The organism is Trichocoleus sp. ST-U1, assembly GCF_039961835.1.
Lineage (GTDB): Bacteria > Cyanobacteriota > Cyanobacteriia > Cyanobacteriales > FACHB-T130 > FACHB-T130.
In genome coordinates, this window is the sequence record NZ_JAMPJZ010000050.1 from 1 (window position 1) to 13,062 (window position 13,062).

The 13,062-nt window shown below is 46.4% G+C and carries 10 protein-coding genes; 5 read left to right on the forward strand and 5 right to left on the reverse strand.

Going from position 1 to position 13,062, the window contains the following annotated elements:
- Nucleotides 1-164: 164 nt before the first annotated feature.
- Both NDA06_RS17300 and NDA06_RS17305 read left to right on the forward strand, forming a co-directional pair.
- Nucleotides 165-920, forward strand: coding sequence for a peptidylprolyl isomerase (locus NDA06_RS17300; protein WP_190986318.1), 756 nt, complete (start codon nt 165-167; stop codon nt 918-920).
- Complete coding sequence (locus tag NDA06_RS17305) at nt 869-3,457, forward strand: peptidase domain-containing ABC transporter (RefSeq protein ID WP_190986319.1); 2,589 nt, start codon at nt 869-871, stop codon at nt 3,455-3,457. Before NDA06_RS17300 ends, NDA06_RS17305 begins: the two co-directional genes overlap by 52 nt.
- Nucleotides 3,458-3,480: 23 nt before the next feature.
- Here NDA06_RS17305 and NDA06_RS17310 read toward each other — a convergent pair whose 3' ends face one another.
- Complete coding sequence (locus NDA06_RS17310; RefSeq protein ID WP_190986331.1) at nt 3,481-4,272, reverse strand: TIGR00297 family protein; 792 nt, start codon at nt 4,270-4,272, stop codon at nt 3,481-3,483.
- 163 nt (nt 4,273-4,435) lie between these two features.
- Between NDA06_RS17310 and NDA06_RS17315 the strand changes: the two genes are divergently transcribed.
- Entirely contained in the window at nt 4,436-4,867 is a 432-nt protein-coding gene (locus tag NDA06_RS17315) for a VOC family protein (RefSeq protein WP_190430473.1), read from the forward strand.
- Here the strand turns inward: NDA06_RS17315 and NDA06_RS17320 are convergent.
- On the reverse strand, nt 4,797-5,486 hold the full coding sequence (locus NDA06_RS17320; protein ID WP_190527900.1) for a triacylglycerol lipase: 690 nt from the start codon (nt 5,484-5,486) through the stop codon (nt 4,797-4,799). The two genes, NDA06_RS17315 and NDA06_RS17320, sit on opposite strands and share 71 nt — an antisense overlap.
- A gap of 427 nt (nt 5,487-5,913) precedes the next feature.
- Between NDA06_RS17320 and NDA06_RS17325 the strand changes: the two genes are divergently transcribed.
- Complete coding sequence (locus NDA06_RS17325; protein WP_190412739.1) at nt 5,914-6,504, forward strand: hypothetical protein; 591 nt, start codon at nt 5,914-5,916, stop codon at nt 6,502-6,504.
- Nucleotides 6,505-6,553: 49 nt separating this feature from the next.
- Here NDA06_RS17325 and NDA06_RS17330 read toward each other — a convergent pair whose 3' ends face one another.
- The 3 genes from NDA06_RS17330 to NDA06_RS17340 all read right to left on the reverse strand — a co-directional run bounded on the left by NDA06_RS17330 (nt 6,554) and on the right by NDA06_RS17340 (nt 9,012).
- A complete protein-coding gene (locus NDA06_RS17330) occupies nt 6,554-7,636 on the reverse strand; it encodes a tetratricopeptide repeat protein (RefSeq protein WP_190986320.1) in 1,083 nt (360 codons plus the stop codon).
- Nucleotides 7,637-7,714: 78 nt separating this feature from the next.
- Nucleotides 7,715-8,551, reverse strand: a complete 837-nt coding sequence (locus tag NDA06_RS17335) for an RsmE family RNA methyltransferase (protein ID WP_190986321.1) — start codon at nt 8,549-8,551, stop codon at nt 7,715-7,717.
- A gap of 35 nt (nt 8,552-8,586) precedes the next feature.
- Nucleotides 8,587-9,012: a BON domain-containing protein gene (locus tag NDA06_RS17340; protein WP_190536244.1), complete on the reverse strand. Its 426-nt coding sequence runs from the start codon at nt 9,010-9,012 to the stop codon at nt 8,587-8,589.
- 908 nt (nt 9,013-9,920) lie between these two features.
- Here NDA06_RS17340 and NDA06_RS17345 point away from each other — a divergent pair.
- The gene (locus NDA06_RS17345) at nt 9,921-13,025 is read left to right on the forward strand and encodes a response regulator (protein WP_190986322.1); all 3,105 of its coding nucleotides are present in this window, start codon (nt 9,921-9,923) and stop codon (nt 13,023-13,025) included.
- Nucleotides 13,026-13,062: the final 37 nt, after the last annotated feature.

Genomic DNA, 13,062 nt, shown 5'->3' on the forward strand with positions numbered 1-13,062 from the left:
TGAGTTTCTCGGCTTAAATCTCTAATAAATCTCATAAGTCTCTTGTTTTCTTGACTTTTGTTTTAGCTTATTCTACTTTTTATTATGTGTAATTTATTTTACATAAGCACTTATAATTACTCATAATTTTAGAAAATACAAACATTCCCTCAATTCTTTATATTATGGAATCTGTACCGTTTCTGCTCGTAAATGACCAATCAATTTCCCTTGAACAAGCTCTAAAATATCTGCAATTGTCTGGTAAACTTACTTCTTTTGTCGGAGAGATTCTCCGACAGTATGTTATAGAACAACAACTACAAGCACTTAATCTAGAGATTAGCTTGGCGGCTATTGAGCAAGCAGTGATTGATTTTCGCTTACAACGAAATCTAGCAGATCCCAAGAGTTTTCAAGAATGGCTAGTTCGTAACAGAATCGACTACGAAACCTTCCACAATCAGGTAAAATCTGGTTTTCAGTTAACCAAGCTCAAAGCTCAGATTGCAGAGCCGAAACTGAAAGAATATTTCATTGAACGCAAGCTACTTCTGGATCGAGTTGTACTCTCTCGTCTTGTGGTAGCCCAACAAGAATTAGCTGAAGAATTATATAGCCAAATTGAAGAGGGAGCCAGCTTTGAACAATTAGCGCAAGAGTATTCTCTCACAGACGATCGAATTGTAAATGGCATGATGGGGCCAGTCAGTCGAGGAACGCTACCAGACCAAATCCGAGCCGCGATTGATACCGCGAGTCCAGGACGGTTATTAGAGCCATTAAAACTGGAAAATCGTTGGGCTTTATTTCGTGTTGAGCAATTCCTGCCAGCTTCGTTAGAAGATAATCAGCTAAAGGAAGCACTACAAAATGAACTTTTTGAGCAATGGCTAGCACAGAAAATTCAAACCTTAACGGTCAAACTGCAAATCAGTTGAGTAGTGTTGAAATCGCTAGGAATTTGCCTTGGAATATTCCACCTCTGAGCTTGCTGACATCCGAACAGCAAGCAAAATTCCAAACGCAAGCCGAAATCTGTTCCTACAGGTTAGGGGAAAAAATTTGGTCTAAAGATTGTCCGGGCAACCAGTTTTTAATTGTGTCTGGAAAGGTGCGTTTGCGGGAAGAAGGAGTAGCGAAACCGCTGGCAACTTTAGAGGCGGGAGATTGGTTCGGCGACTTGCAGCAATTCCTGGGATTTAAAGCGATCGCCTCTAGCAAAGAAGTTGTGGTAGTGCGTTGGGATACGGCGTTATGGAACGAAGCTTCATCTCCAGAAATCGATAGCTTTTGGCAGCAATCTAGCGGCGTGAAATCTAGCGGCGAAGAGGCAACGATAGAAACCGAAACGAGGATACCTGTAAGTAATTATCCGTTTATTTCTAGCCTTAACTCAGCGGCTGCTTGCTTAACAATGGTGGCGCAATACTTACAAAATCCAGCTTCTTTAGAGTGGATACAACGTCAGTTCCGGGGACAACGCCCGAAACAGCTTGTAGAAGCCAGTGAGAAAATAGGGCTACATCTGCGACGCTTGGTAGTATCTGGGCGCGAATTGCAGCAGCTATCTTTTCCGGCTTTGTTGCATTGGAACCAGGAACATTGGGTAGTGGTATACGAGGTAAAAGGCGATCGCGTCATCATTGCTAACCCCCTCAACCCCAGCCAAACTTGCGAAAATATTCCTCTTGCTTTACTTGAAGCTGCTTGGGATGGGCAACTGTGGCAAGTTGAACTAATTCAGCGACAAGACAAATTTAACCTTACTTGGTTTTTACCGGCAGTTTGGCGTTACCGGGGTTTATTGGGGGAAGTCCTGGTTGCGTCTTTCACCTTGCAGCTGTTGGGTTTAGCAACGCCAATCATTACTCAGGTAATTATTGACAAGGTGATGGTGCAGGAAAGCCTGCCGACTTTGGATGTGATGGCGATCGCGCTTTTGGGCGTTGCTATCTTTGAGGCGATTCTAGGCATCTTGCGGCTATTCATCTTTACCCATACTGCACGACGCCTAGACCTTAGTTTATCCGCTCAATTATTTCGCCACTTGATGCGGCTACCTTTGGCTTATTTTGAGTCTCGCCGCGTTGGAGATACGGTAGCGCGAGTACAAGAACTGGAAAATATTCGCCAATTTCTCACTGGAACGGCGTTAACTGTCATCTTAGATAGCATCTTTGCCGTTGTCTACCTGGCGCTGATGTTTTACTACAATGTCAAGCTTACCTTCGTTGCCTTGGCAGTGATTCCGCTATTTGCAATGTTGACATTGGTGGCGACGCCAATTCTCCGAAACTGGCTGAATGAAACCTTTAACCGCAGTGCGGATAGTCAATCGTTTCTTGTAGAGACGGTGACGGGAATCCATGCAGTGAAGGCTCATGCAGCCGAAGGAACCGCACGCGATCGCTGGGAAGGTTTATTTGCCCGCTTCATTCGCACCGGCTTTAAAGCTTCTACCACCTCTAATATCAGTAACAATATTGGTGACTTTCTCACTAATTTTTCCAACTTACTCATTCTCTGGTTTGGAGCCGCGCTAGTCATCAACCATCAGCTCACAATTGGTCAGCTAGTTGCTTTTCAAATGCTGGCGGGAAGAATGACTGGGCCACTTTTACGGTTAGTGCAATTGTGGCAAAATCTCCAGCAAGTTTTACTTTCTGTAGACCGCATTGGAGATATTCTCAACGTTGCCCCGGAAGCGGAACCCGGATCGGGTTTAGTTCTCCCGCCTCTCAAAGGTAAAGTTAGCTTCGATCGGGTTTTCTTCCGCTATCAATCCAATCAAGAACTAATCTTGCGAGGAATTACCTTCACCGTTCAACCGGGAATGTTTGTCGGCATTGTCGGGCGAAGTGGCTCTGGTAAAAGTACCCTTTCCAAGCTTTTGCAACGACTTTATCCAATTGAATCAGGGCGGATTCTCATTGATAGATTTGATATTAAAAGTGCTGATTTAGCATCCTTGCGCCAACAAATTAGTGTAGTTCTCCAAGAAGATTTTCTTTTTAACGGTTCCATCTTGGAAAATATTACTTTAGGCAATTCAGAGATTACCACCGAGCAAGTTGTAGAAGCCGCACGATTAGCCGTTGCCGATGATTTTATCAGCGAACTAGCCCACGGTTATGAGAATAACGTTGGAGAACGAGGCACTGCTTTATCTGGCGGTCAGCGTCAGCGAATTGCTTTAGCTCGTTTATTCTTATCTCAAGCTCCTATTTTAATTCTCGACGAAGCGACTAGCGCCTTAGATAGCGAAACAGAGCAGCAAGTTTTACAAAATTTACAAGCGATTTCCCAAAACCGTACCGTTTTTATGATTGCCCACAGATTTGAGCCGCTCAAACGGGCAGATTTGATTTTGGTATTGGAGCAAGGGGTACTAATGGAACAAGGAACTCATCTAGAATTGATGCAAAAAAAAGGGCTGTATTGGTCGCTTTATCAACGTCAGCAGCCATCCAGTTAAAGACTACTTAAAATCATCCTGTTTCAAGCAATCCCCACAGTAGTCAGACTAAACGAGTGCCATGCTAAGGCAAACAAAAATGCAGCGATCGCGCCGATTAAGGTATTGAGAAAATTCACTACTTCGTTGGTAAGCCAATCGTAGCGAGATTGCAGCGTAGCACCAATGACACTTTCCAAATTGGTCGCAATAAACGCTGCTACTATGCACCAAACCACCCCGATGAGATCGATCGCACCAACGCCCCAGCCAACACAAGCGATCGCAACCGATGCCACCACTCCAGCGATTGTTCCCTCTAAAGAAACTGCCCCTTCTGTTCCCCTAGCGACAGGTTGTAAGGTCGTAATCAAAAACGTCCGTTTACCATAAGCTTTCCCGACTTCACTGGCGCAGGTATCTGAAAGCTTAGTGCTAAAGCTGGCTACATAGCCCAGCAGTAAGAAAGGCACCCATTGAGGTTGCCCTAAATAACTCACCAGTAGCGTTCCTAAGGCGCATAGAGTGCCCGTGAGGGCGGAACCCCAGACATTCTCTGGTCCCCGCGCCCCAGACCGTTTCTCGGCGATTCCCTCGGCTTCTTTTTGAGCCATGCCGATGCGCGTGACGGCAGAACCTACGAGAAAATAGAACATCACGACTAAATATCCTTGCCAGCCGAGGGTACCCCAGATAATGACGCCCAGCGCCCAAGCGTGGAGGAATCCGGCGGGGGTCAGTAACTTTTTAGGGGCGAAATAGGCGATCGCTAACAAAACTGTATTCAATCCCACTGCAACTAACCAGGGATTGAAAGAATTAATGGTAGAGAGCATCTGTAAAAATCTTGAATTCATAACACTCTTTCACAATACTCTCGCCCGTGAGAGAGGCGCAAAAAGGAACCGCAAGTGAAGGATATATCTATATAGCGATATCACCCTTGATCTTCGCTTGCAAGTAAAGCGCCGCAAAAGCACAGCACTCAGAATATTACCGATGAACCCAACCATCTTTCATCTTGCTTTTCCCATCTCCGATGTTGCCCAAGCGAAAGCCTACTACGCTGATGGACTCGGCTGCCAAGTTGGGCGTGAAACCCGCGATGCCTTAATTCTGAATCTCTACGGTCATCAGCTGGTAGGTCACGTTAGCAAAGAACCGATTATCCCGCAACGAGGGATTTATCCCAGACACTTTGGGCTGGTTTTTACATCAATTGCTGACTGGGAAAGCTTGCTAGAACGGGCACAACAGCGACGGTTGCACTTTTATCAGCAGCCGAAACATCGCTTTCCCGGTCAACTCACCGAACATTGCACCTTCTTCCTCGAAGATCCGTTTTATAACCTGATGGAGTTCAAATATTACTCTCATGCCGAGGCAATTTTCGGGGTTCGGGAGTATGCCGAGATTGGCGATTCCCATTAGGAGACGCTACGCGATCGTGCTTCAGTGGTTCTAAAAGTGCCTTCTCCACAGCCTTAACCCCCTTAGCATCTGTAATCATCCACGGGTGCAGCAATACTGGCACCTGTAGATTTTGACCGACGGGCATTTCCGAACTATTCGGTGGCAGAATGATTAAATCAAAAGGCGTCCAGATCGAGGTGAAATTCACCTGTTCCAGCATCGCCACATCCCGATTCAAATCTTGTAGAAAAGCGCTATCAGGGCGCATCTGAACGCAGCCAATCCCATTGTGAAAGTAGCCCGCCCACGTTCCGTGGTTGGGTGCTGATATGGTAATAAAACGCTGCACCCGGTTAATGCCCCCTAGTCGCTGCACGTAGTAGCGGCTAACGATGCCTCCCATACTGAAGCCGACCAAATCAAATGGTTGGTCGGGTGCAAAGGTCTTGGCAACGTAATCAGCAACCTGCTGTGCTAGAGAGTCCAGACCCATCGCACCATTATTGGGGGTGAGGCTGAGGTCATATACAGACCAGCCTTGCTGTGCCAGGTAAGGAGCCATTTTATGGAATACAGCAGCCGTATCGTTGATGCCGTGAATTAGCAATACAGGATTGCGCTTAGGGGCACTGTTCATTTTGCCAGGAATTAATCTCATATAATCCCAGCTTAGACACGAGCGATCGCGGCTGGGGTTGGTTTAGGACAGCCTGTCGAGTGGCTGTGGCTTAAAATCTGAGATTAATGTAAATTCTTGCAACAAAAGAGCGTTTTCCAGAGCTAACTGGCTGGGTAACTGTACTTACTAAAACAAAATTTGTAAATTTTTGTAAAGAACTATCTGGGAATCTTGCGTTTGTCCGCCGTAAAACTTCATAATCCGATCTGGATCGCAAATTGCAACGGTAGAAACGCTTTGTCCATATTGTAAAGCGGCTGCTTTCTGAGCTGAGCAGTTGAGCTTATCCTTGGCGATACCAGTCTTGCATCAAAAATAGAATAGCTTGCTCCAATGTTTCGGGAATCAGTCAACATCGTCATTTAAATCTCAGGAGTAATACTAAATGTTTGGTTTTATCAAAAAATTGTTGGGCGGCATTACCGCTTTCATTGGTGGAATTTTTGGCTCTAAGAAATCTGAAGGAAACGAGGCTGCTGCTCTTCCTCGTAAGAAGTCTGGTGGATACTACATGGAGCTAGAAGAGTCCAAAGACGCAAAACCAGCGGCACAAGAGAGCCAGAAGAAGCCAGAACCAGTCAAAGCCCAAACATCAGAATCGAAGAAGCCGGAACCCGCGAAGGCATCTGCATCCGCTTCTAAATCTGCGTCTAATGGACAAAAAGATTCATCGAAGCCTCAAGCAACCCCAGAACTTGTAGGGGCTGCATCCAAGAATTCATCAAACTCTAAAGAAGTCTCAGAACCGAAAGAAATTGCTCAAAGACCCCCAGTAGAGCTAATTCAGACGGCTGAAGGTGTTGAGGCAGTAGTTGCTGAGAAACCAGCAGCACCAATTAACGGCAAGGGTCAAAGCCAATCCGATACCACGTTTGCTCCGAAATACTTGAATCCAATTTCTAGCTCTAATACTCGTCGGCGTCCCGGTCCCAGCATGAGCAACTTCATGGACATGGCGCGTCAGGTGAAAAAATAATTAAAAATTAAAAATTAGCAGGCTTGTTGTCTAATTTTTGATTTGCTTTTTAATTCTTTGACCCTCTGAGGAAAACCAGCCCACTGTACAGTTGGAAAGCTGGGTCCCAGAGGGTTTCTTCACGCCGAAATAAGTCGATATGAGATTTGAGACTTTTTAGAATTTCTGTGCGATCTAGGGCAGTTTGAGCAAAATCTGTAAAATCTGCCCAAATCGGCGTCTGGGGCAAATGTCCTTCTAGAAAATGAAGTAAATTGTTCCAGTGACTGCGGTTGGTAGCCTGATTGGCTTGAGTCGGCTGTGCATTGAAAGAAATCCCTTGCCCAAACTGGTAGTTGCTATCGCAAAGGCGAAGAATACTGTGTCTGGAAGGAAGATGCAAGTCGATCAATTGGGCATAGTCTTGGGTTTGAGTTTTCCATTGCAGTTGGCGACGAGCATCTTGGTCGATGACTTCGCCAAAGATTGGTAAGAGTCCTTGCACTTGTTGTCTGACTTCTGACCAGTTGAAGGTCAGGGAACCTGTCTGACCGTGTTCGTTCTCGCAAACGACGCTAGGTGGGGAAGCCGAAAGGAAATGGCTGACGCGAAAAACGTTAAGTTTCCGAACATCTGCAAGGTTTGCCCAGAAGTTGGGAATTTCGGCTTGCTGCATCTGTTGACTGTAGAATCGCAGTTCTCCTACCGGACCAGTTCGGTACAACCGCCAGCCGCGACTGGGAAGTTGTAGCCGTGCGGTGTAAGGGTCTATCTGCACGATTCGAGCTAACTGTTGGGCGGCGACCTGTTTCTTTTCAGCGCTAACGGCTTCTAGAACTAAGACGCCTGCTTCTGTGTCTTCTGGGGCGGCGGTGGCTTGAGCGATCGCGTCTCGTCTTTTTTGTTGGGCGATCGCTTCTATACGTCCCAATCCTTGACGAGCTTGAGTCATAATCTTGGGATTGGTGGTTTCCCGTAGCAGTTGCCGATAGGCATTTTCTGCCGCCTCCAACTTGCCTGTTTCTTCGTACAGCCGTCCCACATAAAACTGTACTAAGGGATTTTGCGGCATCTGTTTTACCAGATGGTTGAGTAACCAGGCAACGGTTTTATAGTCTTTGCGCTCGAAAGCTTCCGCAAGTTGTTCAAGCATTACAGTAATTAAAAAATTAACAATTAAAAATTAGCAATTGAAGCATCCTTCATTTCTAATTGTGCATTGAGCAGTCCCTTAAATCTCTCTAATTTCGGATTCCCATGCCGCAGCTACCAGAGATAAGGCGACCATTGGGGCGGTAATAGATCGCAGGATACGACGCCCTAGAGAAACGGGTTGGAAGTCAGAAGCGATCGCTTGTTCGACTTCTGCGGGTGTCCAGCCTCCCTCTGGCCCGATGGCGATGACAATCGTTCCTTGCCCTGGATTCTTCAGTTCATCTGCTGTACCTGAAAAACCTGACTCCCCAGCCCCCTCCCCTTGTAGGAGAGGGGCTGGGGGAGAAGCCTCTTGCGGCAAGAGATGAATCAAGCAATCGAGTAAATGAGGAGAATCTCCACGAGCAACGCAGATATAATTCTTGTCCCTTGTCGAAGAAGAATTAATCTTGAGTGAAGACAAAGCAGCCGAAAAGGAAACGGGTTCTAAAATTGTGGGAACGATTTGACGTTCTGACTGTTCAGCGGCTTCTTGGGCAATTCGCCGCCAGCGTTCGAGTTTTTGGGGGCTGGGATTGAGCAGGGTGCGATCGCTCACGACGGGCGCGATCGCTACCACCCCTAGTTCGGTACTGTAGCGCACCACTTCATCAAAGCCGTTTTTTGGCAACGCAAGCATTAGCGTTATCGAGCAGGGCAACTCAGTTTGGACGGAAATCGGCTCTAGAAGCTGCCCCTGATTCGCCTCCAGCTTCGCCAGCCACCAGTGCCCTTGTCCATCCATTGCGATAAAGCGATCGCCCTCCCGCAACCGCAACACCCGACTGAGGTAATGCTGTTGTTCGGCAGTCAGGATAATTTGCTGGTTTTGAAATTGAGAGGGAGCGATCGCTAATCGTTGCAGCTGAGCCAATCTTTATCTCCCACTAACAGCAGACCTTTCTAATTTTATCGGACGGAACCTTCGTGGGTTTTAATTTCCACTTGGTGAAGGTCTACTGCTTTGGTGCCATCTACTTTGGCAGCAACCGCTTCGACATGGCTCAAAATTGATTGATCGGGTACAGAACCCGTGAGGATAATCGTGCCACCGTCTTGAGCGATTTCAAGAGTGTCAATATTTTTGAGGTTCGGCTCTTGATCAAATGCAGCAGCAACGCGCTTAGCTAATCCGTTAGCATCGTATTCCCCCTCAAAGCCCATGTATTCTGGCAATGTTGGAGGTTTATGCATCCCAGCCTTCTCACGCAACTCCCAATCATACTCACCCGTAAGTCCTGGACTCATTTGTTCTTCGACAGCTTGCGCGTCATGTTTGCTGTCTCCTTCTGTGCTGGTATTCTGTGGTCCAAATTGCCTTTCTAACCAAGTCATAATTATTGTTTCCCTTTTAAGGAAGTTTTATATTTTCTATTACACATCTATCCCAGTTCTGATTACATCCCTCATCAGAAATCAGTCTTCAGATATAGGATAAATTACTATTTTTTAGCTAAAAAATAAACCTAGCTTAGGTGCATTTGTCAACTAAAATTCTTTTAATTTAATAATATATATAGCCAGCCTAAATGGTTTCTAAGGGCGAGATACCCGACTTCTCTAAGAAGTCAGGTATCTGAACTGCTAGCATCTTACAGCTCAAATGAGATTGCTACTATATCACTAATTTAAAATTCAATAAAAAAATTAGACATATAAAATCTATTTTTATTTAGAAATTCTTAAAAAAATAAATTTTAGCAATTATTCAAGCAAAAAAATGACCAGCCATTAGCTTTACAATCTTTAAAGATTTAGATTTTTTTAAAAGTCGTATCAGCAACTACGAGGAGTTATTTATTCGGTCAAGAAGATACTGTCGCCAATCCTAAGAAATTGCCGCCCGAATCGGAAAGCCTGTACAGAGGGATGATGCCATAACCAACTTCTCAGACGTGGCATTTCAGGGGGCGAAGTATAGTAAATTCACCCTGTAGGTAGGGTCAGACATCATGCTTGTAGATACGAATTCTAAAAAAATATTGATCGAGTGTGGGCAAAAAACAAGCCAAACCAGCACACTGGAGGGACTCCGCAAGTAATCCCGATAACATTGATGAAAGATTAAAATATTTACAATACATAGCATCTCAATTACATTACCAAGCCAGTAGAGGTGGATTGGTTCCTAAGAATTTTCAAAGTAATCCTGGAAGTTTTAGCTCATAAAGATGGTAACGCTGCCGAAAGAGAGGGGAAATGCTGGAAGAAGACCCTCCAGTAAAAGAATTGGAGTGCAACCCATGCAGACTGAACCGATCGCCGTATTGCTTGTGGAGGATAACCCTGGCGATGCCCGTCTCGTGCGGGAACTGCTGCGGGAAGTCAATGCTCCCCAGATAACGCTGATCCACGTTCAAACGCTCACAGAAGCCCTGGATTGCCTCGTCAGTTCAGAAGGGTTGAACGTTCAGAAGTTGAAGATTGAAAGGTTTAACCAACCAGCGAACCAGCAACCTTTTGAGCTGAAAGGCGATCGCCTCCCACTATCGATCGGGGTGATTTTGTTAGATTTATCGCTGCCAGATGCTCAGGGTTTAGAAACCGTCAGACGAGTCTGCAATGCTGTACCAGAGGTGCCGATTGTGGTGATGTCGGGGCTAGCCGATGAAGCGATCGCACTTTCTGCTGTACAAGAAGGAGCGCAAGACTATCTCGTCAAAGGTCATGCCGACAGCCATCTGCTGCTCCGCACCGTGCGATATGCCATTGAGCGTCAGCGGATGCAGATACGACTCCAACAAACCCAGCGAGCCTTGCAGCAACAACTGGAGCGAGAAGCCTTAGTAAACCGCATCACGACTGCCTTAAATTCTAATCTCGATCCAAAATCAGTCGTTGATGAAATTGTCCGACAGACGGCAGTCCCGATGAGCTGCGATTTCTGCATGGTAGTCCGAGACTTGTCGGAATCAAACCGAGTTTACATTGAAGCGGAGTATTGGCCCCATTTATCAGATGCCGTAAAGCCGATTTCTCAATCGCCCCTACAAGGGACAACCCTGTCCGTAGAAGGCTGGGAAACGGTGCGAAGTGAGTTGCTCGAAAACCGTCCGGTAGCGATCGCAAACACTACTGACTTTTGGTTGACCCCAGCCTATCAAGCGCTTTGCGCGGAAACGAGACCAAGTACGATGCTCTTGGCTCCTATCTTCGTAAGAGAGCAATTCTACGGCTATCTAGTCGTCGGCTCGATCAAGCCGCGTCCGCCGTTCTTAGAATGGGAAATCCAACTGCTGCAACAGTTAGCTGGACAGACAGCGATCGCACTCTACAATGCCCACGAGCTTGAACAGCTAGAAAGCCTGGTTCAGGAGCGCACTCAGCAACTCGCTCAAGAAAAAACACTGCTGGAAGCCATTCTTGATTCTATTCAAGAGGGAATTACTGTTACTCAACCCGATGGTCAAATCGTGCTGTTAAATCGGGCGGCATTGCAGATATATGGTTTGGTCGGGAATGGTGTTACACCTACCTCCGCTCCAGGCTCTATGCCTCACGTCAAGAATTTTTTAACTAAATTAAAAGTCCGTAACCCAGATGGTTCCCGCCCTCGTCGGTCGGAGTTACCCCTAACAAGGGCACTTCAAGGGGAAGTTTTTACCGATCAGGAGCTGGTGGTACACGGTCTCAATGGAGAGCGCAAGTGGGTGAGTATCAATGGGGCGGCAATCCGCGATGACAGGGGGAAAGTCCTGCTGGCGGTCAATACGACGCGAGACATTACCGAGCGCAAACAAGCAGAAAAGGCACTGCAAGAATCGGAAACCAAATTCCGAACGCTCTATGAATCGACCAGCGCGGCGGTGATGCTGTTGGATGAACAAGAAATTTTCAATTGCAACAGTGCAACCCTACACCTATTTGGCTGTAATGGCTTGGAGGAGTTTTGCGGCAAACATCCCAGCACATTCTCACCACCAACTCAGCCCGATGGTCAAAGTTCCCTGACTCTAGCTTGCGATCGCATTACCACTGCCCTAACAGAAGGCAACTGTCGCTTTGATTGGATTCATCGGACGTTGGATGGTAAAGATTTTCCGGCAGAGGTGATGCTAACGGCAATCGAGCTGGACAACCGAAAAGTGCTGCAAGCGGTCGTGTATGACATTAGCGATCGCATGAACAAAGAAATCGAACTGCGGGAAGCAAAGGAAGCGGCAGAAGCGGGAAGTCGAGCAAAAAGTGAATTCCTTGCCACCATGAGCCACGAACTCCGAACGCCCCTTAACGCCATCTTAGGACTCTCTCACATCCTGCGGCAAGAAATTTTTGGCACAATCAATGAGAAACAGAAAGAGTATGTCACCTGCATTAATAACAGTGGCGAACATCTCCTATCGCTGATTAACGATATTCTTGACCTTTCTAAGGTCGAAGCAGGCAAAGAGAAACTCTGCCCGATGCCAATTATCGTGCCGAATTTGTGCGAATACATCGTTACAATTATGAGGGAACAAGCCTACGAACGAGGGCTACAACTCACCAGTCAAATTGACCCAGAAATTGATGTTTGTGTCGCCGATGAACGACGTCTAAAGCAGATGTTATTGAATCTGCTATCGAATGCAATTAAGTTCACACCATCGGGTCAAGTTTCCCTAATTGTGCAAAAGCAGCCTGGATGCATTGCGTTTACCGTAGCGGATACGGGCATTGGTATTGCCCCTGAGAAGCTGTCATTATTATTTGAGCCATTTCGCCAATTGGACAGCGGACTGAACCGGCAGTTTGCTGGCACTGGTTTGGGGTTGTCACTGACTCGCAGTTTAGCCCGACTTCATGGTGGAGATGTGACGGTTTCCTCAACCCTAGGAAAAGGCAGTGAGTTTACTCTATATCTGCCCGATATGAGCAATGAATCAGTCTCCATCTATCAGTTTCCAAGCGAGGGGGGCGATTCTTCTTCATTGTCTTCTGGACTTAACAATGGCGAGTTAAAAGGCGAGTTAAAAGCCGCCGCCAACCCTTTTTCTCTCCCTGGCAAAGGACGAATTCTAATTGTGGAAGACGATGAAAATAGTGGGTTGCTGTTGCAAGACTATCTCCAAGTCGTAGGTCATACCGTCGAACATTTGCTTGATGGGACGGATTTCCTCCAGCGGGTGCGAAACTTCCAGCCCGATCTGATTTTGTTGGATGTAAATTTACCCGGTGGATACAGCGGGTTAGATTTACTAAAAGACTTAAAACAGCAGCCGGAACTGGAAAGACTGCCAGTGGTAATGGTGACGGTAAATACAATGGCAGAAGATCGAGACCGTTTTCTAGAGGCTGGTGCTAATGATTATCTCAGCAAGCCGATAGGCATTCCTCAGTTGGAGCTAATTTTGATGAAACATCTCTGAAGAAGGCAAAAAGTAAAAGGCAAAAGCAAGAATTTTG

What these genes read in the sequence shown, in the direction of transcription:
- NDA06_RS17300 (WP_190986318.1), top strand. Translation starts at nt 165, where the DNA reads ATGGAATCTGTACCGTTTCTGCTCGTAAATGACCAATCAATTTCCCTT.
- NDA06_RS17305 (WP_190986319.1), top strand. Translation starts at nt 869, where the DNA reads ATGGCTAGCACAGAAAATTCAAACCTTAACGGTCAAACTGCAAATCAG.
- NDA06_RS17310 (WP_190986331.1), bottom strand. Translation starts at nt 4,272, where the DNA reads ATGCTCTCTACCATTAATTCTTTCAATCCCTGGTTAGTTGCAGTGGGA.
- NDA06_RS17315 (WP_190430473.1), top strand. Translation starts at nt 4,436, where the DNA reads ATGAACCCAACCATCTTTCATCTTGCTTTTCCCATCTCCGATGTTGCC.
- NDA06_RS17320 (WP_190527900.1), bottom strand. Translation starts at nt 5,486, where the DNA reads ATGAACAGTGCCCCTAAGCGCAATCCTGTATTGCTAATTCACGGCATC.
- NDA06_RS17325 (WP_190412739.1), top strand. Translation starts at nt 5,914, where the DNA reads ATGTTTGGTTTTATCAAAAAATTGTTGGGCGGCATTACCGCTTTCATT.
- NDA06_RS17330 (WP_190986320.1), bottom strand. Translation starts at nt 7,636, where the DNA reads ATGCTTGAACAACTTGCGGAAGCTTTCGAGCGCAAAGACTATAAAACC.
- NDA06_RS17340 (WP_190536244.1), bottom strand. Translation starts at nt 9,012, where the DNA reads ATGACTTGGTTAGAAAGGCAATTTGGACCACAGAATACCAGCACAGAA.
- NDA06_RS17345 (WP_190986322.1), top strand. Translation starts at nt 9,921, where the DNA reads ATGCAGACTGAACCGATCGCCGTATTGCTTGTGGAGGATAACCCTGGC.